Origin of the sequence: Pseudomonas faucium, assembly GCF_021602585.1 — a bacterium.
Taxonomy (GTDB): Bacteria; Pseudomonadota; Gammaproteobacteria; order Pseudomonadales; family Pseudomonadaceae; genus Aquipseudomonas; species Aquipseudomonas faucium.
Map to the genome: position 1 here is coordinate 160,009 of NZ_BQIP01000005.1, position 21,067 is coordinate 181,075.

Annotated in this window: 16 protein-coding genes and 1 tRNA gene; 3 read left to right on the top strand and 14 right to left on the bottom strand. The window is 62.3% G+C overall.

Annotation, left to right across the window (positions count from 1 at the left end; translation table 11 throughout):
* Positions 1-4: 4 nt before the first annotated feature.
* From L6D75_RS08600 to L6D75_RS08665, 14 genes are all read right to left on the bottom strand, one after another.
* The gene (locus tag L6D75_RS08600) at positions 5-868 is read right to left on the bottom strand and encodes a toxin Tle1 chaperone Tla1 (protein WP_236193491.1); all 864 of its coding nucleotides are present in this window, start codon (positions 866-868) and stop codon (positions 5-7) included.
* Positions 808-3,204, bottom strand: coding sequence for a type VI secretion system Vgr family protein (locus tag L6D75_RS08605; protein WP_176513413.1), 2,397 nt, complete (start codon positions 3,202-3,204; stop codon positions 808-810). Before L6D75_RS08605 ends, L6D75_RS08600 begins: the two co-directional genes overlap by 61 nt.
* Positions 3,205-3,206: 2 nt before the next feature.
* Entirely contained in the window at positions 3,207-5,852 is a 2,646-nt protein-coding gene (gene tssH, locus L6D75_RS08610) for a type VI secretion system ATPase TssH (protein WP_176513415.1), read from the bottom strand.
* 152 nt (positions 5,853-6,004) lie between these two features.
* Positions 6,005-6,496: an Hcp family type VI secretion system effector gene (locus tag L6D75_RS08615; protein ID WP_176513417.1), complete on the bottom strand. Its 492-nt coding sequence runs from the start codon at positions 6,494-6,496 to the stop codon at positions 6,005-6,007.
* 48 nt (positions 6,497-6,544) lie between these two features.
* Positions 6,545-8,029, bottom strand: coding sequence for an OmpA family protein (locus L6D75_RS08620; protein ID WP_236193492.1), 1,485 nt, complete (start codon positions 8,027-8,029; stop codon positions 6,545-6,547).
* Between the two features lie 188 nt (positions 8,030-8,217).
* A complete protein-coding gene (gene tssL / locus L6D75_RS08625) occupies positions 8,218-8,895 on the bottom strand; it encodes a type VI secretion system protein TssL, short form (protein ID WP_176513419.1) in 678 nt (225 codons plus the stop codon).
* Entirely contained in the window at positions 8,892-10,244 is a 1,353-nt protein-coding gene (gene tssK / locus L6D75_RS08630; protein ID WP_176513421.1) for a type VI secretion system baseplate subunit TssK, read from the bottom strand. Before tssK ends, tssL begins: the two co-directional genes overlap by 4 nt.
* A 23-nt stretch (positions 10,245-10,267) precedes the next feature.
* Positions 10,268-11,803, bottom strand: a complete 1,536-nt coding sequence (tssC, locus tag L6D75_RS08635) for a type VI secretion system contractile sheath large subunit (RefSeq protein ID WP_176513423.1) — start codon at positions 11,801-11,803, stop codon at positions 10,268-10,270.
* Positions 11,804-11,835: 32 nt separating this feature from the next.
* Positions 11,836-12,339, bottom strand: a complete 504-nt coding sequence (tssB, locus tag L6D75_RS08640; RefSeq protein WP_176513425.1) for a type VI secretion system contractile sheath small subunit — start codon at positions 12,337-12,339, stop codon at positions 11,836-11,838.
* Between the two features lie 421 nt (positions 12,340-12,760).
* Positions 12,761-12,836: transfer RNA gene (locus L6D75_RS08645), tRNA-Gly, on the bottom strand.
* Between the two features lie 63 nt (positions 12,837-12,899).
* On the bottom strand, positions 12,900-13,460 hold the full coding sequence (gene pgsA / locus L6D75_RS08650) for a CDP-diacylglycerol--glycerol-3-phosphate 3-phosphatidyltransferase (RefSeq protein ID WP_176513427.1): 561 nt from the start codon (positions 13,458-13,460) through the stop codon (positions 12,900-12,902).
* Between the two features lie 33 nt (positions 13,461-13,493).
* On the bottom strand, positions 13,494-15,317 hold the full coding sequence (gene uvrC / locus L6D75_RS08655; RefSeq protein ID WP_176513429.1) for an excinuclease ABC subunit UvrC: 1,824 nt from the start codon (positions 15,315-15,317) through the stop codon (positions 13,494-13,496).
* Between the two features lie 6 nt (positions 15,318-15,323).
* On the bottom strand, positions 15,324-15,962 hold the full coding sequence (gacA, locus tag L6D75_RS08660; protein WP_176513431.1) for a response regulator transcription factor GacA: 639 nt from the start codon (positions 15,960-15,962) through the stop codon (positions 15,324-15,326).
* A gap of 63 nt (positions 15,963-16,025) precedes the next feature.
* A complete protein-coding gene (locus L6D75_RS08665; RefSeq protein ID WP_176513433.1) occupies positions 16,026-16,415 on the bottom strand; it encodes a helix-turn-helix domain-containing protein in 390 nt (129 codons plus the stop codon).
* 534 nt (positions 16,416-16,949) lie between these two features.
* Here L6D75_RS08665 and L6D75_RS08670 point away from each other — a divergent pair.
* The 3 genes from L6D75_RS08670 to L6D75_RS08680 all read left to right on the top strand — a co-directional run bounded on the left by L6D75_RS08670 (position 16,950) and on the right by L6D75_RS08680 (position 21,058).
* The gene (locus L6D75_RS08670; RefSeq protein WP_176513435.1) at positions 16,950-18,257 is read left to right on the top strand and encodes a nucleotide sugar dehydrogenase; all 1,308 of its coding nucleotides are present in this window, start codon (positions 16,950-16,952) and stop codon (positions 18,255-18,257) included.
* Positions 18,258-18,348: 91 nt separating this feature from the next.
* Positions 18,349-19,878: a glycosyltransferase gene (locus L6D75_RS08675; protein WP_176513437.1), complete on the top strand. Its 1,530-nt coding sequence runs from the start codon at positions 18,349-18,351 to the stop codon at positions 19,876-19,878.
* A 16-nt stretch (positions 19,879-19,894) separates the two neighbouring features.
* A complete protein-coding gene (locus tag L6D75_RS08680; RefSeq protein ID WP_176513439.1) occupies positions 19,895-21,058 on the top strand; it encodes a PilZ domain-containing protein in 1,164 nt (387 codons plus the stop codon).
* Positions 21,059-21,067 lie beyond the last annotated feature (9 nt).

Sequence of the window (21,067 nt, forward strand, 5' to 3'; positions counted from 1 at the left end):
AGCCTCAAGACTTCGCTCCCTGTGTCACCTGCCCTGAGGTTTCAAATTTCGCCAGTTGCTCGCAGATGAAAGCTTCACGCTCCTCATCCAGCAGCAACCCGGCCGCATTCGCGTCGAGGATGCCGCGGTAGCAAACCTCAAACCGCCGCTCCTTCCCCCACTCACAGGGAAAAGCATCGATCAGCCTGGCCATCGCCAAGGTGGCATCGCTGGCACAACAGAGGATGTCCACTTGCGCATCGCTCAGTTCGATAGGCCCGTTCTCGTGTGCACTGCCTGGCACCTGCGCAGTACCCGGCAGGTGCTGAGGAACGCCATCACGGTCAAGCCAACTCCAGAACTGTGCCGGGCGTAACCACAGCTCCTGCTGCTGCTCTTGCAGAACGTGGCTGAACAACACCGGGAACAGGCGCGGGTCGTAGAAGCGCAACAGCCCCAGGCGACCACCGTTGTAGGCCTGCATGCCTTGCCCCAGGTGATTGGCCAGGGTGGAAAAGGGCCAGTTGCAGACCAGCGCCAGAAGCTGCGACTGCCCATCACAGGCTTGCATCAGGCTGAGCAGCCATTGCCGTTGCAGCGGTTGCGTAAGATCGACCCGCACCAGTAGCGGTGCCAACTGCTGGGCGCCCGCTTCAGGCAGGCCATCGAACAGGGAATGCCAAAGAAGTGCCGGCTCCACGCCGAGCACGCTGGAAAGCAGCGGCCGGTCACCGCCAGCCTGATCGATGATCAGGTCAAGGTGGGTAATGCCTGCCGATGCACAACCGCGTTCGAGCAGGGCGAGCCAGCTTTCGAGGTGCCGAGCGATCATGCGCGAGGCTCCCGAAGCACGAACCCGAGTGCTGCCGCCTGCGCTTTCTTCAAGCACTCCTCGCACACCACTCCTGGCAGCTCCGGCAACGGAAAATGCTCACCGGCGGGAGGCTCCAGCCTGTGCTTGCCCTTCAAGCTGAGAATGCCTGGGCTGTGAATATGGACATCGCCTTCGGCGGTAAGACGTATGTACGCCCCACCACAACCCAGGGTAATGCCGTTTTTGGCGGTGACTTGAATGTGCCCCTGGGCTGATTGGACGGTAATGTCTTGTTGAGCCGTCAGCCCCATTACGTCGGCATGGGATTCGATTTCGAGGGGCCCCTTGCCCGATACCAGACGCACGCCCTCTTCCCGTGCCAGCAATGACATTCCCTGCTCGGCATTGACTGATAGGCGTTTGGCAGCCGCCAGGTTTATCTCGTCGGCACTTTGCAGGTAGAGACCTTCACCACTCTCCAGTAACAAGCTGGCTGGCGTGACCGCCACAATGCCTTTCGGAGCGCTGAGCAATATGGCGGGGCCATTCAAGGCGTGTGCATCTGCTTGAAGCCGTTGCAAACCGTTGATCGAAGGTGGGCGGCTATGATGCCCCTTGGCAATCACCTGCCATTGGGCTATCTGCTCCTTCGCGGCCTCGATTCGAGTGCTTGCGGCCTGCATGGCCAGCACATCACCCGAAGCCTTCGCCTGCTCGTCCGCGCTGATGAACACGCCCTTGCCGCCGCGAATCGCGCCCCAGGCATCGGTCCTCAGCTCAAACCCTTCACCCCGCTTCTGCTTCTGCCCATCAACCACATGCCCCAGGTTGAGCTGGCTCTTGCCGCCATGCTCGGAACTCAGCTTGACGTGCTCCTGCCCCCGGGTGTCGTCCATGCGCAGCTTGTTGTTGGCCGGTGTGCGCAACACGTTGCGTTGGTAATTGCGCAGGGTCACGTGGTCCGGGTGCTGGCTGTCGTGCAGCGCGTGGGCGATGTAGGGCCGGTCGGGGTCGCCTTGCTCGAATGCCACCGCCACTTCGGTGCCCTGGATCAGCGGCAGGTGCAGGCCGTGGGTGTCGCCGGCATAGGGCCGGGCCAGGCGCAGCCAGGCGCTCTCTTCCCCGGTTTTCCAGGTGTCGCGGTCGAACAGGAAATTGACCCGGTAACGCCCGTGCAGGTCGATGTGGCCATAGCGGTCGTGCTGCAGCGAACTGGTCACCCGGGCCGGCACGGTGCCGGCGATCTGCGGCTTGGGCGCCAGTGGCGGGCGAAAGCAGATGGAGTGCGAGTAGGGGATGGCTTCGAAGCGGGCGGTCAGGCTGCGATCGCGCGCAGCCTCGATGACCAGGCGGGTGATCACGGCGCCGGGCGCGAATGCCTGGGGCGCGCCGCCGCTGATTTTCAGCACCTGCCCCGGCGCCAGGGCTGCACTGCTGCTGACGCCGCTGAGCCGGGTCTGGTCGTTGAGGTACAGCTCGTGGCGCAGGCGGGCGTAGAAAAAACCGCTCTCGCTGAGCAGGTCTTCGTGCTGGTCGATGGCATCGCCCAGCTCGGCGTAGGGCTCGGCGTAGCGGTAGCTTTCGCCGTAGGTGGTGGTGGCGCCACGGCTCTGGTCGACCTCGCCATCGAGAAAGGCGCGGGCCTGGAGGTGCTGGTAGCTGCGCATGTTGATGCGCTGCTCCACCACCTGGTGGCGGGCCTGCAGTGCCCACACCGCATCCTCGCCGGTGCTGCTCAGGCCCGACGGCGGCCGGCACGGCAGCGCGAGGCCGAACTGGTAGCGGCGCTGGTCATCGTGGAACTCGACCACGTCCAGGCGCAGCCGGTCATCACTGCTGAAGCGGTACCAGATGCCGACGTCGGCCAGCAGCCGGGCGATGAACGCCAGGTCGCTTTCGCCGTATTGCATCACCTGCTCGCGGCGGGGGTACTCGCGCACCAGGTCGAAGTGAAAGTGCTGGCCCTCGAATTCATGGCGGCTGCGCAGGATGTGCTCGACGATTTGCGGCACCGACTGGTGCTGGTAGATACGGTATTGCTGGCCGCGGCCCAGCAGCGCCAGGCGCGGCTGCAAGGTCAGCTGATAGCGGGCTTCGTCCCGCGAGCTGGACAGGCGCTCAAAGCCGGTGACCACGCCATGCACGGTGCGCAGCGGTTTGATCTGGGGTGCGGGCAGGCCCAGCAGGGGCAGCTTGCTGGGGGGTGGGTGCAGGCTGAAGGTGGCGCGCTTGCCGAGCATGAGCTCGACGGCGATGTCCTGTTCTGCCGAGGTGAATTCCACGCGGTAGAGGAAGGGTTCGCTGAGCTGCTCCCTGCCTTCGAAGGACAACACGTCGAGTGCTGCGGCCAAACCCTCCACTGCCAGTTTGTGCTGGCTGGGGTTGAACAGGCCCAGAATCCCTTCTGCCATGATCAGGCCTCCATGGGCGCACGTTGCGCGAGTGGATCCCCGTCGGCGTCGGCGAAGTCCAGGGTGACACCCAGCCCCTCGCTATGCCCCAGTGTCACGCCTCGCGTGGCCTGGCCGGCTGCCTGGCGCTGCAGCAGTTGAAGGCTCAGCACGGGAAGGATCTGCTGATTCAGCAAACTGTCGATGTTGCGGGCACCGCTATCGGGCAACAGGCAGGCATCGACCAATGCATCGTTGAGCGCCTCATCGATGCTGCACTTCACGCCATAGTGACGCTCAAGCCGCTTGGCCACCTGGGCGAGCTTGACGGCCACGATGCGTTTCAGCGCATCCGCTCGCAGCGGCCGGTAGATCAGGGTTTGAAAACGCGCCAGCAAGGCGGGCTGGAAGTGTTCGCGCAGAACGGGGCGAAGCAGATTCTGCAGTTGACTGTCGGGGGCTTCGGGTTGCGCATGCAGAAAATCTTGCAGCGCGTCGCTGGCGAGGTTGGATGTCATGAGGATAACGGTGTTGCGAAAATCAACTTCCCGCCCTTCGCCATCACGCATGAAACCGCGGTCGAAAACCTGATAGAAGAGGTTGAGCACATCGCGGTGGGCCTTCTCTACCTCATCCAGCAACACCACGCTGTAGGGGCGCTGACGCACCGCTTCGGTGAGCACCCCGCCCTGCCCGTAGCCCACGTAGCCAGGCGGCGAGCCCTTGAGTTGGCTGACGGTATGCGCCTCCTGGTACTCCGAGAAATTGAGGGTGATCAGCGACTTCTCGCCACCGAACAAGCTGTCTGCCAGCGCGAGTGCCGTTTCGGTCTTGCCAACGCCACTGCTGCCGACGAGTAGGAAAACGCCCAGCGGGGTCTTGTCATCGGTCAACCCGGTGCGGGCTGCACGCAGGCGGTGAGCCAGTGCGTTCAACGCGTGTTCCTGACCAATGACGCGTTCTGACAGCTGCTGTTCCAGGGCCAGAAGGCTGGCGTGTTCATCCTTGAGCAAGCTGCCCAGCGGCACACCGGTCCAGTCGGCAATCACTTCGGCCACGCTGCGCGCGGTCACATCCAGCGCGAGCAAGGGCTGCTGCCCTGCGATGCTGCCCAACTGTCGCTGCAGCTCAGCAATTTCAGCAGGATCCTTTGCTACAGACTGACGCGCTTGCAGCAAGTGCTGAGTCAGCGCCAGCTCTTGCCGATACTGCAGCTCAAGGGCCGCTTGCTGCTCTTGCAAATGGCTCAGTTGTTCACCAAGCCTGGCCAACAGGTCGTCGTCGCAGCGCCCCCGAAGCTGACCGTCCTCTTGCACAGCCTGCTGCTGCAATTTGAGCGCGGCCTGGCTGGACTTGAGCCGCACCAACGCCTGCGGTTCGCAGTCCAGGCTCATGCGAACGCGAGCACAGGCCGTATCGAGCAGGTCGACTGCCTTGTCAGGCAAGCGGCGGCCGGTCAGGTAGCGCCGTGACAGGGTGACCGCCGCCTGAACCGCTGCATCTTCGACATGCACTCCATGGTGGTCGGCATACCGCGCCTTGAGCCCACGCAGCATCAGGCAAGCGTTGCCATCGTCGGGCTCATCGACCTTGACCATCTGAAAGCGACGTTCCAGCGCAGCATCACGCTCGAAATATTGTTTGTACTCACTCCAGGTGGTGGCGGCGAGGGTGCGCAGCTCGCCCCTGGCAAGGGCGGGCTTGAGCAGGTTCGCAGCATCTGCCGCGCCAGCCTGGTTGCCGGCACCGATCAGGGTGTGGGCTTCATCGATGAACAACAGGATGGGCGTGGGGGACTGTTGAACGGCATCGATGACACTTTTGAGCCGCTGCTCGAACTCGCCCTTTACACCCGCGCCCGCTTGCAACAAGCCAAGGTCCAGGGCCCGCACTTGCACGGGCTTGAGGCTGTCAGGCACTTCCCCTGCGCTGATGCGCAAGGCCAGGCCTTCGACCAGCGCAGTCTTGCCTACCCCTGGCTCACCGACCAGGATCGGGTTGTTCTTGCGCCGCCGACCGAGGATATCGATGACCTGGCGAATTTCGTCATCCCTGCCGAACACCGGGTCGATCTGCCCTGCCGCAGCTTTTGCCGTGAGATCTTGCGTGAACCGTTCGAGCACTTGCGACAAGGCACTGTCATCGAAGGCCTGGCTTTCACCCGTAGGTTGCTCGCCCAGCGTGACCGGGCTCTCGGGGCGTTCCTCCGACGCTTGATCGAGCGATGCAGCCATTTGCTGCAATTGCGTTGAGCCGATACTGAGCAATGGCCAGGCGGCCGGGCACCTGAGCAACCCTGGAGCCTTCAGCAAAGCGCCCAACAGATGAGACGAACGCAAGCACTCGCTGTTGCCCTCCAGCGATGCCTGCAACCACGCATCGGTAATCAGCTGCTGCAGCTCATTGCTCAGTTGCGGCTTGCTGCGAACGCTACGTGGCAACTTGTCGAAGTACTCGAGCAAGCCTTGCCACATGGCATCCATGTCCCAGTTGCAACGACGTGCAATCACTGTCAGGTCGCCCTGCCCTTGCTCCAGCAACTTGAGCAGCCAGTGTTCGAGGGTGATCTGCGCGTGACCGCGGCTCTGGCACATGGATGCAGCCGCCGTCAGTGCCTGGGCACAATAAGCGTTGAGGCGACGAAGCAGGCGGGTTGGATCATGTGACATACAGTGCGTCCTTGTTAGGCGGGCAAGACTTGCGTCCGAGTAGCAGGTGACGAGGGGCGATGTGTTCGGTTGAACATCCTCGAGCGGACGCTCAACCCAGCACACCGCTGGTAGATCCGGCAGACGGATGGCCGCCTGCCGGCAGTAGCGCATCAGGCGTTGGGGCGCTCGTTCCAGGCATCGGAATGAATGATGTTGCCGTCCTTGAAGGTCCAGGTGATCTTCTCGTAACGCAGCTCGATCTCTTCCAGGTGGTTATGTTTCTCCTTCGATGGATCCTTGATGTCATGCATCTTTGGCGCGACTTTCACGACCTTCACGTTCTCCAGCGTGGTGTTGAAGTACTCGACTTCCTGGCCGGCATCATCGATCCGGTACCACTTGAATTCAGCGGACTTCAGCGTCTGCCCCGTGGTGGCTGCCTTGTACAGGTAGGGGCTCGAAGCATCGATCTCCTTGCTGAACACGAACGGCGTATGAATCCGCGTGCCCGTCAGTTTTCCGGTGTTGTTATCGGTCGGGATGTACAGGCTGTGCGCCTGCGCGACCACCTCGATCGAGCCCTCGCGCCCGCCGACGCCCACAGAACCTTTGAGCTCCGCGCCGCCGTCATCTTTCAGCCAGAGGTAAACGGGTATAGCCATGTGAAACTCCTTCTCCTGGAAGTTGAATGCCGCCAAATGCGGCCTGGGTTACGCGCCCGACGCCACGGCCGAAGAGGCACAGGCCCCCGGCTCTGGCACCAGGCGAATTTCTACGCGACGATTGAGCGAGCGACCGTGCTCGGTGTCATTGCTGGCAACCGGTTGGCTGGCACCGAAGCCCTGGACGGCAAAGCAGCTGCCGGGGATATCGCCCATGCGCGACATCCATTGGTGCACCGCAGCAGCGCGTGCGGTGGACAAACGCAGGTTCTGTTCGTCATTGCCGGTGGCGTCGGTGTGCCCGGTTATGACAATCAGCCAGCCAGGCTGGGCCTTGATGCCGACCAGTGCCTTGACCAGCACGTGGGTCGACTCCAGCTTCAGTTGGGCGCTGCCACTGCTGAACAGTGACAGGCTGTCTAACCGCACGACCTCGCGGGGATTGGTTGGGAGGGGCACTGTCGCCGGCCGGCGATGGCCGGAAATCGTGGCGTGCACAGGCGCCCGCAGCCGCTCCCCCTGATACAAGCCCAAGCCAAGCGACCACGGCTCGCCCTGGCGGTAGTAGTCGTCCAGGCGCAGCGCATCCTGGCGAAGCGTTGCCAGTGCCTGCTCTTGATCCTGGCTCAGCGTCGCAGCCTGGTAACGGCGCAGGTCGTCAGTTACCTGGCGCACGAGCAATGTGTTCTGCCATGCCGAGCTCATCAGCGCGATGACACCTGCGCCGACCAGCAGCCACAGGCCCAGCAACTGCGCACGGTATCGCTGGTGACGCGGGGCGTTGATGGGCAACAGATGAAGCAGAGGGTCCGGGAATGGCGACTGTTCTGCGGCCTTGGTGGCTGGCGCCTTGGGCGTGGCGCGCAATCGCGTGTGTTCATGCAGCCAACGTTGCCACAGGTTGTTTTCCACCCAGTGCCCCGCCGCAGGCCCTGCCACGAAGGCAACTGCCACGGCAGGCCAAAACGCGTGACTGTGCCGCTTGCCCGCCCCACCAGACTTCATCAGTTCAGCAAGCCATTGGGTGGCGCTGTGCAACTGCACGCACGTCTCCAGGCGCGCCGCTGGGTTCGCGCTTTGCTGCCACTCGCTCACGTCGATGCAGTCACCCGCCTCCCGCACCACCAGGCCGGCTTTGCCCGCTTCCCAGCTGAACCAGCCCGCTGACAGGGTTTGCAGGTAGCAGGTCACCAGGACAGGCAGGCCGACCCCACGCTTGCGCACCATGGCGACTTGATTGCCAAAGCGGCGTATCTGGCCAGTCAGTACCGGCGCGTCGCTATGGGCACAAGGATCGACAATCAACAACGCACTGAGCTGCCCTTTCCACGCCGGCCGTTTTGCCAGCACTTGCGCAGCCAGCCCTTGCAATTGGTCCACGCAAGGCACTCGTACATAACAACCTAGATCGGTCACACGCAGTGCCAAGCGGTCATCGGGAATCGGGCCGAACAGGCCGACAAGCCCATCACCACACACCAGCAATACGGGGTGAGGGTATGAAGCGGGCGGGAAGGCGCAACCCTGCGCCAAAAACAGGTCACCCTGGGTATTCCTCTGGTCTTGAGGCGCGCAGCCAAGTGAGGAGCGCAGCGCACGCTATCGCCACCACGCAGAGCACCCGCCAGCCAGCGGCAAGAGGGACGATCGCCACGATCGCCAAGGCCAATGCCGCTGCCCATAAACTGAGGCCGCGAATCTGCTTGCGTGTCATAGGCGCCTCACACCAGGCCCGGCAGCAGCGAGGCAAGCGCCCCTGCCAGTACCCGGTCCAGCCCCCACCAGACACCGGCGAGAACCACACTCGCGGCGACAACGTGCAGCACAGGTGAATGCAGCCAGAACAACGCTTGCCGCGAAGGGGTTTTACCTGCCCGCACCACAAGGCCTTGCGTGAGGTCGAGCGGGGCAACTTGCGAGGTAAGAGCAGCCAGCAGTTGCTGGCGCTCCGGGTCATTGGCATCGCGATATCGCCCCAGGAAACCCAGCATCAATACCCGTTGAAAAACGGTGAGCACAAGCGGGTTGGCCGAAGGCTCTCCCAGGACCGAGCGTATTTCCTGATAAACAAACTCACCCGCCTGATGGGTATTGAAGAACCTGGCCTGCAAAGACTCTCTGGCCCAGGCGGCATGAGCCTCGTCCACCACGCGCGCGAGCACGGTTTCGTCCAGCAAGGCGCATTGGGCGTGGCGGATGAAATCGATGTTTCGCGCATCCAGCCCTGCCTCCACGAGTGCTTCTCGGACGCGTTCGACTTGCTCTACACAGCTGCTCCATAGCTCCGGCGAGCTGTGCACCTTGGCGCCCTGGCGCAACTCGATGACCAGCAGATAGGTGTCTTGCAGCAGCTCGTCGATGTTCAAGCGCGAGGCGAAGGGTTGCTCTACCCGCTTCATGCGCGCAGTACCGCAAAGAGTTCAAGCTTGAGGTCCGCGAACGTGCTCGGCACGTACAGCGCACAAACGCCTTCGGCCAACATGGCCTGGCCCTTGGCATGGGCGAGATCGAGGGCGAAGTACTGATTCTCCAGCCGCAACGGAATTGCCGCCGGCACATGGCTGAGCGGCTGCAGGGGTACCCCCTCCAGCGCAGCGTTCACCAGGTGATCCACGTCCTGTGGCGCACCTACCTTGCACAGCCTGGGAAACTGGCTCTGCACCTGGGCAACGGGCAGCCGGCAACGAACCGACAGGTAGAAATCAGCGCCGTTGGGTTCGAGCAGGCGGGGGTCGTTCAAGCTGACCTGCCAACGGTTGGCACTGGGCTGCTCCAGCACCAGCGCCACGACCCGCGACGGCAGGCTCGCTTCCAGCAAGCTGGAAATGGTCCGCATCAAGGGCGGCAACACGGCTTCCAGGTTGCCGTGCTGGTACGGCGCAATGCTGCCAACATCCTGATCGAGCGAGAACGTCAGCAAACTCCCCGCCAACTGGATAAGGCATTGATACACCTGCTCGGGGTGCCGAGCGGGCTGGGCCTTGAGGTCTGCCAGCACTGGCTGGAAGGTGTTCAAGGCATTGAGTAGCCAGAACAAGGTGACATCCGCCACGGCAAAATCGGCCATGCGCTGGTTGCTTTCACGCCGCATGCCCATCAGCCGCTCTCGCTTGGCTGAAAGCTGCGTCAGCAGGTTGTCCAACTGCGAAAGCAAACCTGGATGAGCATCGATACTCAGCAGCGGCGCAATGAACGCGCCATCCACCTCCCAACCACCCTGGGCGCCACGCACCAGGCGAGCCAGGGGGCATGTCAGGTAGTCGGCATTGTCATCATCAGCAAAACGCAGGCTCAAGGTGTGCTCAAGCACACCGATCGACTGCACTTCGTCACCGAACTGGTCCTGCACCTCGCGCCACACCTGGCGATAGCGCCTCGGACGATCCGCCGTACTGCCTTCGAACAGGCAGTTGTTGCCGTTGGCCTGCTCCAACGGCAAGGCCAGCAGCACCGTTGCGCTTTGCGCATCCTCCGGCCGATGCGCAAGTTCGATCGCCGCGGGTAACGGGTCGATACGATCAGTGTCGATCAACGTGCCATCCGGCATGCAGAGGCGAATGCAAGCTGCCTTGAGTTTGCCGAGAAGTAGCGCGTCCTTATCGAACGCCACTGCCTGTATGCCCCAAGGATGAACAAGGCCCAGTTGCATACAGAAACGGTTGGCCCACGATTCGAGGCGAGCTTGCTGTTGGAATTGTTGCGGTGACAACAGCATTCCCGAAGCCCATAACGGACGCGCAATATTCAAGGCATAGACTCCTGCAGCCGTGGTTACGATTTCGTCTTGGGCATTTGCGATACCAATGACAAGTTGATATCCATACCTTCCACTTGAAAGTGCGGCACGGCGAACAACTTGACCCGGAAGAAGCCAGGGTTGTCGTCAATGTCTTCGACGATCACCTTTGCCTCGCGTAAAGGATGTGAAGCTTGCAAGTCATCGCTCGGGTCGGTCATTTCAGTCACCAATCCGCCGACCCACTTGTTCAACTCCATTTCGAGCAAACGACGGTCTTTGGTCGTGCCAATGTTTTCTCGCTGGATCAGCTTCAAGTAATGGGCAATTCGCGACAGCAGGAAAACATAGGGCAAACGGGCGTTGATACGGCTATTGGCCGTCGCTTCGGCGGTATCGTAAATCGCGGGCTTATGCGCAGAGTTCGCCGAAAAGAAACACGCATAATCGCGATTCTTGTAATACGACAGCGGGATGAGGCCCAGGTTGGAGAATTCAAACTCACGGGTTTCTGGGATCATCACCTCGGAGGGGATTTTTACCTGGTTTCCCGTGCCCAGGTCATAAAGATGAATCGGCAGGTCGCTGACCGCACCGCCCGATTGCGGCCCACGAATTTGCACGCACCATCCGTTGGCGATAAAGCTCTTGACCATATTGGCGGCGAAGGCAAACGTGGCGTTTACCCAGAGGTACTTGCCATGGTCGGGGCCTTTGACCTTTTCCACGTAATTGAAAGCCCGCACCGGGCGCGTATCCGGGCCGTAAGGCAAGCGGCCCAATACCCGTGGCATCAACAGCCCCACGTAGCGCGCATCGTCGCTGGCGGCAAAACTCTGCCACTTGATGTACTCGGCGCGGTCCATGTAGTTGCCGATGTCCTTGATGGCAGCAACCTCCTCCATGCTTTCCTTGCCAAAGAAAGCTGGCCCCACCGCTCCCAGGAAGGGCATATGCGCAGCCGCCGCCACTTTCGAGATGCTGCGCAGCAGCGCGATGTCTTGCGGGCTGCGGTCGAACTCATAGTTGGACACTGCGGCGGCGATGGGCTCGCCTCCGGGCGTGTCGTACTCCTGCGTGTAGGTATGCAGGTACAAACCGCTCTGGGCGATTTCGGGTGCGTCGTCGAAATCCTGGACCAGGTGGGCTTTGCTGATATCCAGCAGTTCAATGCGCACGTTCTGGCGGAAGTCTGTCTGATCGACCAGTGACTTCGCGCCGCGCCAGGTTGATTCGACTCGCTGGAAGTCAGGGTGGTGCATTACCGCATCGAGCTGACGGCTGATTTGTGTATCCAGCGCTGCGATGTGCCTGTCGAGCAATGCCCTGTCGAGGCGCTCGACTTTCGACGACGCACCTTTGAGTAAATCGAGAAAGACACTGATGGATGCCGTCACGCGCGCGTCGGCACTCGCCTCCGAGAGCACCTCTACACTTTGAAACGCTTCAATCCCACCCATTTCGGCAAGCGGTTTGAGATTGATTCTTTCGAAAAGCGCGTGGTACACACCCTGACCTTCAGCCAATACCGTGCCGCTGCGCGTTTGCGCAGAAGTTTGTTTTTCGGACATTTCTAACTTCCTGTGATGGGGTCGAAGCGCGATCAATGCTCAGTGGGCGGGGCCAATGCCGTCAGTTCGTTGCGCAGGGCTTCGCTCAATGTTTCATCCCTGAGGATGCGCTCCAGCTCGGTGCGAAACGTGGCGTTGTCCAGCACATTGGCTTTCAATTCACGCAACAGATTGCGCATCGCCAGAAGCGCACGCAGCTGAGGAATTTGCCGCGCCACGTGTTCGGGTTCAAAATCCTTGATGCTTTGGAATTGCAACGCGACCGAGGTATCGGAGCCGTCGTCGAGCAACGTGTTTTCCACCACCATTTGCAACGTGGGCGAAAAGTCCGCCAGGACGTGATCGAAGTTATTCTTGTCGATATTGATTTTTGTTCTTTCTGAAAGGGGGCGCTGCTCCGCGCCGTTGCTGTAATCCCCCATCAACATGAGTTTCAGCGGTAGCTCAACCTTGCGTTGCGCACCGCCCGTATGCAGATCCAGCTTGATATTGACGCGTGCCTTTGGCACTTCGCCTTGAAAACTCTTCGAAGCCATAACCCCTCCCGAAATTTGGCGGGCCTGATGATGTCATTAGTTGAATATCGCTTCTTTCTAACGACAAGCGCCGCACCACCGGGTGACACCTTGGATGAAGTTTTCAAATCAATCTATAGTTGGGCCAAAAGATAGACCGGGCCTACATTTAATGGAAATTATTCCTACAGAAAACCTGTAGCAGGCAGTTATCGCGGAAACTTTCAATTGATTCACATCAATAAAAAGCGTCTGGAAGAAATTCGATAAAACCAGCGTCACTGAAACGTGAGGACGGTCAAGGACAAAGAGAGGGCGTCATGTGAAGTGCTGGCGGCTGCCACGTTCGGCTTTGGCCCTGGCAGGCCAAATTCCAGGCACAAAAAAAAGAGGCCCTTAGGCCTCTTCTTTGTGATCCCAGCGACGCACTGAAGATCGAATTTGGAGCGGGAAACGAGACTCGAACTCGCGACCCCGACCTTGGCAAGGTCGTGCTCTACCAACTGAGCTATTCCCGCGTCGTGATGGGCGCCATTCTACCGATATCTAAAATGGCGTCAACCCCTTGATTCAAAAAAGTTTTATTTCTGCTCCGAACCTTCGCGCAGGTGCGGCCAGGCGGCCAGCAGGTAGTGCACCATCGACCACAGGGTCAGCGCCGCCGCCACCAGCAGCAAGCCGTAGCCCAGCACCACCCAGAAGCTCACGATCGGCGGGTTGGCCAGCAGGATCACCAGCGCCAGCATCTGCGCCGCGGTCTTCCACTTGCCCAGGTTGGACACGGCCACATGCGCCCTCGCCCCCAGCTCGGCCATCCACTCGCGCAGGGCCGACACCACGATTTCGCGGCCGATGATTACGGCCGCCGGCAGGGTCAGCCAGAAGTTGGCGTGTACCTGCACCAGCAGCACAAGGGCCACGGCCACCATCAGCTTGTCGGCCACCGGGTCGAGGAAGGCGCCGAACGGCGTGCTCTGCTGCAGGCGGCGCGCCAGGTAGCCGTCCAGCCAGTCGGTGGCGGCGGCGATGGCGAACACCGTGCTGGCGGCCATGTAGCTCCAGTGATAGGGCACATAGAACAGCAGGATGAAGATCGGGATGAGCAGGACGCGTAGAACGGTGAGCAGGTTTGGAATATTCATCGGTACGACTGGCTGCGGGTTGAGCCCGGCATTCTACTCGCTATGCAGGCTGGCATAAATTGATTCGGCAAGCTTTTTACTGATGCCGGGGGCTTTGGCGATTTCGTCGATGCTGGCGCGGTTGAGCTCCTGCAGGCCGCCGAAATGTTTCAGCAGGTCGCGGCGGCGCTTGGGCCCTACCCCGGCCACGTCTTCCAGGGTCGACACGCGCCGGGCCTTGCCGCGCCGGGCGCGGTGGCCGGTGATGGCGAAGCGGTGGGCTTCGTCGCGGATCTGCTGGATCAGGTGCAGCGCCGGGTTGTCGCCCTTGAGGGTGAACTCGTGGGCCACGTCGTTGAGGTAGAGGGTTTCGAAACCGGCCTTGCGCGTCACGCCCTTGGCCACGCCCAGCAGGGTCAGGTCGGTGAAGGCCAGCTCCTGCATCACTTCGCGGGCCATGTTCAGCTGGCCCTTGCCGCCGTCCACCAGCAGCACGTCGGGCAGCTTGCCCTCGCCGTCCTTGATGCGCCCGTAGCGGCGGGTCAGGGCCTGGTGCATGGCGGCATAGTCGTCACCCGGGGTGACGCCTTCGATGTTGAAGCGCCGGTAATCGGATTTCAGCGGGCCTTCGGGGCCGAACACCACGCAGCTGGCCACCGTGGCTTCGCCGCTGGAATGGCTGATGTCGTAGCACTCCAGGCGCTGAGGCACTTCATCCAGGCCAAGCACCTCGGCCAGGGCCTCGAAGCGCGCGGCCATGTGCTGGCGGTTGGCCAGGCGGGCGTTGAGCGCCTGTTCGGCGTTGGTCACCGCCAGCTGCTGCCAGCGCGCGCGGGTGCCGCGCACCCGGTGGCTGATGCTCAGTTCGCGGCCGCGCAAGGTCTGCAGGGCCTCGGTGATGGCGGCGAAGTCTTCGTGCACCACGTTGACGATCAGCTCGCCCGGCAGCTCGCGCTCGGCGTTGCCCAGGTAGTACTGGGAGAGGAACGCGGCCATCACTTCGGCCACCTCCTCCTCGATGCCCACCTGCGGGAAGAAGTTCTTGCTGCCCAGCACCCGCCCGCCGCGCACGCTGATCAGGTGCACGCAGGCGCCCCCGGGGTTGACGAAGGCGGCGACCACGTCGACGTCACCGGAGCCGCCCTCGATGTACTGCTGGTCCTGCACCCGGCGCAGCAGGGCAATCTGGTCGCGAAGCTCGGCGGCCTTCTCGAAGTTCAGGGCCATGGCGGCCTTTTCCATCTCGGCGTTGAGCTCGTTGCCCAGCTGCTGGCTGCGGCCTTCGAGGAACATCACCGAGTGGCGCACGTCCTCGGCGTACTCCTCGGGCTCGACCAGGCCCACGCACGGCCCCTTGCAGCGCTTGATCTGGTACTGCAGGCACGGCCGGGTGCGGTTGGCGTAGTAGCTGTCTTCGCACTGACGCACCGAAAAGGCTTTTTGCAGCAGGCTCAGGCTTTCACGGATGGCGCCGGCGCTGGGGTATGGCCCGAAATAGCGGCCCTTGGCCTTTTTCGCCCCGCGGTGGATGCCCAGACGTGGGAATTGCCCGTCAGAAAGGAAGACATAAGGGTAGGATTTATCGTCGCGCAACAAAATGTTGTACGGCGGCCGCCACTCCTTGATCAGGTTCTGCTCGAGCAGCAGCGCCTCGGTCTCGTTGGCGGTGATGGTGGTTTCCACCTGGGCGATACGGCCCACCAGCGCGGCGGTTTTCGGCGCCAGGCCGGTCTTGCGGAAATAGCTGGCCAGGCGCTTCTTGAGGTTCTTCGCCTTGCCCACGTAGAGCAGGCGGGCTTGGGCGTCGAACATCCGGTAAACGCCCGGGCGACCACTGCAGGTCGCCAGGAATGCGCTGGCATCGAAATTCTGAGACATGAGGGTTTACAGGCTTGCGTCGACCATACCGTGGCGAACGGCCAGCAAGGTCAGTTCGACGTCGCTGGTGACCGAGAGTTTTTCAAAGATCCGATAACGGTAAGTATTGACGGTCTTGGGCGACAGGCACAACTTGTCGGAGATGATCTGCACCTTCTGGCAGCCAACGATCATCAGGGCAATCTGGATTTCCCGCTCCGACAACGCATCGAACGGCGAGCCTTGCGGCTGGAACGACTTGAGCGCCATCTGCTGGGCGATCTGCGGGCTGATGTAGCGCTGGCCGGCAAACGCCAGGCGGATGGCCTGGACCATTTCGTCGAGCCCCGCGCCCTTGGTCAGGTAGCCGGCGGCGCCAGCCTGCATCAGCCGCGTGGGGAACGGGTCTTCTTCGCACACGGTGACGGCCACCACCTTAATGTCGGGGTGGCTGCGCAGCATCTTGCGGGTGGCTTCCAGGCCGCCGATCCCAGGCATCTTCACGTCCATCAGCACGACGTCCGGCTTGAGCTCTCGGGCCAGCTTCAGCGCCGACTCCCCCGAATCCGCCTCGCCCACCACCTGCAGGCCGTCGATGTCGGCGAGCATGCGTGTAATACCGGTTCGTACCAGATCGTGGTCATCGACCACTAGGACCCTTATCAAGCAGACACCTCGTCAACAGGGCGATTGGATCCCGCCACCTTAACAAAATTTTTCAAGACGAACCTAGCGTAAAACTTCTGTCACACCTGACTGGCGCTCATGATGCCGGGGCCACGCCCCCTGGCCGTTCCTGCCCTCGCCCGCCAGGCGCTCGAGCAGATGCCCCAATGCCGCCTGGTCGGCGGCCGACAAGCGTCGAAACGCCCCCAGCAAACCGCTTTCTTGCGTGCTCAGGCTCTCCAGCGGCGCAGGCGTGCGCACACCGCTCAATACATAAAGTGCATCAACCCCCTTGGCCGCCAGCGACGCCAGGTAATCGAGCCGTGGCGTGCGCTCACCGCTTTCGTACTTGCCCTGGGCATTGGGCTCGACGCCGCCGATATCGCCAAACACCCGCTGGGTCATGCCCAGCCGCTCGCGCTCTTCCCTTAGCCGTGGACCGAGTCCGTTCATATGACGCTTCTCCTTTCCTTTAATCGTCATTGGGGCCTGCTCACCATCCTGTGCGCAGTTGCAGACTGCGTGGTCACTATGCCCCTGGTCAGCATCCGTCGCAAGCCAGTATTAGGCCATCAGGCATATCGCAGCAGCGGGCGCGAACCTGTTGTTAATCATGGGAAATAACAACTTGGGCCGCTGACAACAAACACCCACGGGGCGGAAAAACAGGGGGAACGCCATCGATCTGGCGCCATTAAGCCGGCATCAAGGAGGAAGAAGCTTTTTTGACGCCCAACTAACAGCAACTTTAACTCATTGATTTGTTTAGGTTTTTTAACTTTCACAGAGATAAATAAGGCGATTTGCAAATAAGCCAAGAGCAACGCTTGCAATAAAAATAAGAACGCATTTAGTCTGTAAATAGACCACTAAGAAACAGCCTGTAACGCCACTTCTGAGCGCGGCTTAATTCTGCGCGTCTGCCATTCGACAACTACTTGAACTGTGTATCTCGGCCGGCTTCGCCGCGCCTGGGGAGAGGGATCTATGAACATCAGTATCTTTGGACTTGGCTATGTCGGCGCGGTCTGCGCGGGTTGCCTTTCGGCCCGCGGCCACCATGTGCTGGGGGTGGACATTTCCCCGGCGAAAATCGAACTGATCAACCAGGGCAAGTCGCCCATCGTCGAGCCGGGCCTGGAGCAATTGCTGCTCGACGGCGTGCGCCAGGGCCGCCTGCGCGGCACCACCGATGTGCAGGCGGCCATCCTGGCCAGCGAAATGTCGCTGCTGTGCGTAGGCACGCCGAGCAAGAAGAATGGCGACCTCGACCTGGTCTACATGGAAGCGGTCTGCCGCGAAATCGGCGCGGCCCTGCGCGACAAGGGCAGCCGCCACACCGTGGTGGTGCGCAGCACCGTGCTGCCCGGCACCGTGAAGAACGTGGTCATCCCGATTCTGGAAAAAGCCTCCGGCAAGCGCGCCGGCGTCGACTTCGGCGTGGCGGTGAACCCGGAATTCCTGCGTGAAAGCACCGCCATCCAGGACTACGACTTCCCGGCCATGACCGTGATCGGCGAACTGGACAAGGCCTCGGGCGACCTGCTCGAGTCGCTGTACCAGGGCCTGGACGCACCGATCATCCGCAAGCCGATCGAAGTCGCCGAGATGATCAAGTACACCTGCAACGTGTGGCATGCCACCAAGGTCAGCTTCGCCAACGAGATCGGCAACATCGCCAAGGCCTCGGGCGTGGACGGCCGCGAGGTGATGGACGTGGTCTGCCAGGACTTCAAGCTCAACCTCTCGCGCTACTACCTGCGCCCAGGCTTCGCCTTCGGTGGCTCGTGCCTGCCCAAGGACGTGCGCGCCCTCACCTACCGTGCCAGCCAGCTCGACGTCGAGCACCCGCTGCTGGCCTCGATCATGGCCAGCAACCGCAACCAGGTGCAGAACGCCATCGACCTCATCGAGCGCCAGGACAAGCGCAAGGTCGCCCTGCTCGGCCTGAGCTTCAAGGCCGGCACCGACGACCTGCGCGAAAGCCCGCTGGTGGAACTGGCCGAGCGCTTGATCGGCAAGGGCTACCAGCTGCGCATCTTCGACTCCAACGTCGAATACGCCCGGGTGTTCGGGGCCAACCGCGAGTACATCGAATCGAAGATCCCGCATGTCTCGTCGCTGCTCAACAGCGACCTGCAGCAGGTGATCGATGACGCCGACGTGATCGTCCTGGGCAACAACGACGAGCGCTTCGCCCGTGCCCTGGAGGCCGGCAACGGCAAGCAGGTGATCGACCTGGTCGGCTTCATGCCAGGCATCAGCGACACCCACACCCAGGGCATCTGCTGGTAACCGCCACCCCGCACAGCAGCGCAACACCCCACGCAGGCCCCGGCCTGCGCGGGGCTTTGCGCGGGCGGCGGAAAACAGGAGTCATGGCTACATGGATCGACAGCAACCGCCCTTCGTGGCACCAGGCTACTTGCGCGCGGGCGCCAGCTTCTTCGCCTGGGCCTGCCTGGCCGGCCTGATCGCACTGGCATCGGAGATGGTCGCGCCGCAATACCTGGACCCGAACCATCACCTGTTCATCTTCATCATCGGCACCGTGGGCATGTGGCGCTATGGCAATGCCATCGTCCACTACCTGCGCGGCATGTACTTTTTGCACTGGCAGTTCCCGCGCCTGCGCCGGCGGGTCGAGCGCATGGGCGATGCGGCCTTGCCGTCGCACCTGTTCATGGTGGTGACCAGCTTTCGCATCCCCACCCACACCACCTTCAAGGTGTACCAGTCGGTGTTCCAGGAGGTGCAGCGGCTGAAGGTGCCGTGCACGGTGATCGCCTCGATCGTGGAAAAGGGCGACGAGACTTTCATCAAGGACATCATGCGCAACGAGGTGCAGGGCCGCGACGACATCAAGCTGGTGATCGTGCGTGCCCGCGGCACCGGCAAGCGTGATGGCCTGGCCCACGCCTTCCGCGCGCTTTCCCGGCAGATGCCGCTGGAAGACGCGGTGGTCGGCGTGGTCGACGGCGACACCATGATGCTGCCCGGCTGCGTCGAGCGCGCGGTCAAGCTGTTCGCCGTGCTGCCCGACGTTGGCGGCCTCACCACCAACGAGTTCTGCGAGGTCGAAGGCAGCCGCTGGATGCGCCAGTGGCACTCGATGCGCTTCGTCCAGCGGCACATCAACATGTGCTCCATGGCGCTGTCGCACCGGGTGCTGACGCTGACCGGGCGGCTGTCGTTCTTCCGCGCCTCGGTGATGATCGACCCGGCGTTCATCCGCGACGTCGAGGCCGACTTCCTCCAGCACTGGCGCCTGGGCCGCTTCCAGTTCCTCACCGGCGACGACAAGTCGAGCTGGCTGAGCCTGATGCGCGCCGGCTGGGACACCTTCTACGTGCCCGACAGCCACACCCTGACCGTCGAGCACCCACCCAGCGACAACTTCTGGGTGGCCACCCGCCAGCTGATGTTCCGCTGGTACGGCAACTCGCTGCGCCAGAACTTCCGCGCCACCGCCCTGCTTGGCCGGGCGCGGCTGGGGCTGTTCACCTTGTACGTGCTGCTCGACCAGCGGGTGTCGATGTGGACCTGCCTGATGGGCCTGACCGCCTCGGTGGTGGCCGGCCTGGTGTTCGGCATCCAGTACCTCTTGGTGTACCTGTTCTGGGTGCTGATCTCGCGCAGCCTGGTGACCGTGCTGTTCGTCTTCGCCGGCCACCCGGTCAGCCCGATGTACCCATTCGTTCTCTATTACAACCAGATCGTCGGTTCGCTGATGAAGGTCTACGCGATGTTCCACATGGACCAGCAAAGCTGGACGCGGCAGAAGACCACCCTGGCCACCGGTAGCGTCGACTTCGACGCCACCCTCAACCGCTGGTCCTCGAAGGCGATGCTGTGCTCATCGATCGCCATCTTCTTCGGGGTCATCACCGTTCTTTTGGAACTCACGCAACGTTAAGGAAAGGCGCCTGCACATGAGTAGCACGAACATTCCCGTGGCCCCGGGCAAGACAGCGGCCAACATCGTCCACGAGGCCATCGACGAGCGCCAGTACGTGCGCACCCGGATGAACGCCCGCGTACGCCTGAGCAGTGCCGGCCAGGCGCCGTTCGAAACGGCCCTGCAGGACATCTCCCTGGGCGGCCTGGGCCTGCGCCACGAGGCGCCGCTGACCATCGGCGCGCTGTACGACGCCTCGATCCGCCTGCGCCTGAACCAGGTCGACCTGAGCATCGACAGCAAGATCCGCATCGTCTCCCAGCGCGGCAGCGAAGTGGGCGCGCAGTTCGTCGAGCTCGATGCTCAGAAGCGCGACATCCTGCGCTACCTGATCAGCGCCTACATGTCGGGCGAAATCGCCGACATCAACGGCCTGTTCAACGTCATGCAGCGCGAAAACTACATCAAGGAGCGCAAGCACAAGTACGCCAGCGCCCGCACCCCGGGCGCGCGCCTCAAGGCCCTGGCCGGCACCCTGGCGTACACCGCCGCCGGTGTCGCGGCGCTGGCCTTCGTCGGCTACAAGGGCTACCTGCTGTTCTTCCGCATCCCGGCCGTGCAGGCCCAGGTGGCGGCCAACGCCCAGGTCATCAGCATGCCCGACAACGGCTACGTGAAGTACCTGCTGCCCGCCGACGCCAGCGAAGTGAAGGCAGGCCAACCGGTGGCGAACATCTCCACCCAGCTGGCCACCAGCTTCACCAGCCCGGCCGACATGAAGGCGGTGGCCGACCTCGCCCCCGGTGACCTGCAGGCCCTGCTCGGCCGCGCCACCATCGAGACGGTGATCAACAGCCCCTGCGACTGCCTGGTCTACTACCCCGGCCAGCGCCTGGACGGCTACGGCTACAAGCAGGCGCCGCTGCTGCACCTGCTGCCCAAGGACCAGGGCCTGTTCGTGCGCGCCAACGTGCCGTTCGACAAGCTTGCCGATGTCGACCGGGTGAAGTCGGTGGACATGCAGGTGTTCGGCCTCGACCAGCACTTCAGCGGCAAGGTGGTCGACGCCCGCGTCGATGAAACCAACCGCAACCTGGCGCTGACCATCCAGCCGGACACCCCGCTGCCGGCCGACGCCTACCAGAAAGCGGTGGCGGTCGACCTGTACCTGGGCCTGCCGTTCGGCGCTGCGCGCTGACTGGCCGAG

Coding starts and splice junctions, on each gene's coding strand:
- L6D75_RS08605 (WP_176513413.1), bottom strand. CDS start 3,204: ATGGCAGAAGGGATTCTGGGCCTGTTCAACCCCAGCCAGCACAAACTG.
- tssH (WP_176513415.1), bottom strand. CDS start 5,852: ATGTCACATGATCCAACCCGCCTGCTTCGTCGCCTCAACGCTTATTGT.
- L6D75_RS08615 (WP_176513417.1), bottom strand. CDS start 6,496: ATGGCTATACCCGTTTACCTCTGGCTGAAAGATGACGGCGGCGCGGAG.
- tssL (WP_176513419.1), bottom strand. CDS start 8,895: ATGAAGCGGGTAGAGCAACCCTTCGCCTCGCGCTTGAACATCGACGAG.
- tssC (WP_176513423.1), bottom strand. CDS start 11,803: ATGTCCGAAAAACAAACTTCTGCGCAAACGCGCAGCGGCACGGTATTG.
- tssB (WP_176513425.1), bottom strand. CDS start 12,339: ATGGCTTCGAAGAGTTTTCAAGGCGAAGTGCCAAAGGCACGCGTCAAT.
- pgsA (WP_176513427.1), bottom strand. CDS start 13,460: ATGAATATTCCAAACCTGCTCACCGTTCTACGCGTCCTGCTCATCCCG.
- uvrC (WP_176513429.1), bottom strand. CDS start 15,317: ATGTCTCAGAATTTCGATGCCAGCGCATTCCTGGCGACCTGCAGTGGT.
- L6D75_RS08665 (WP_176513433.1), bottom strand. CDS start 16,415: ATGAACGGACTCGGTCCACGGCTAAGGGAAGAGCGCGAGCGGCTGGGC.
- L6D75_RS08670 (WP_176513435.1), top strand. CDS start 16,950: ATGAACATCAGTATCTTTGGACTTGGCTATGTCGGCGCGGTCTGCGCG.
- L6D75_RS08675 (WP_176513437.1), top strand. CDS start 18,349: ATGGATCGACAGCAACCGCCCTTCGTGGCACCAGGCTACTTGCGCGCG.
- L6D75_RS08680 (WP_176513439.1), top strand. CDS start 19,895: ATGAGTAGCACGAACATTCCCGTGGCCCCGGGCAAGACAGCGGCCAAC.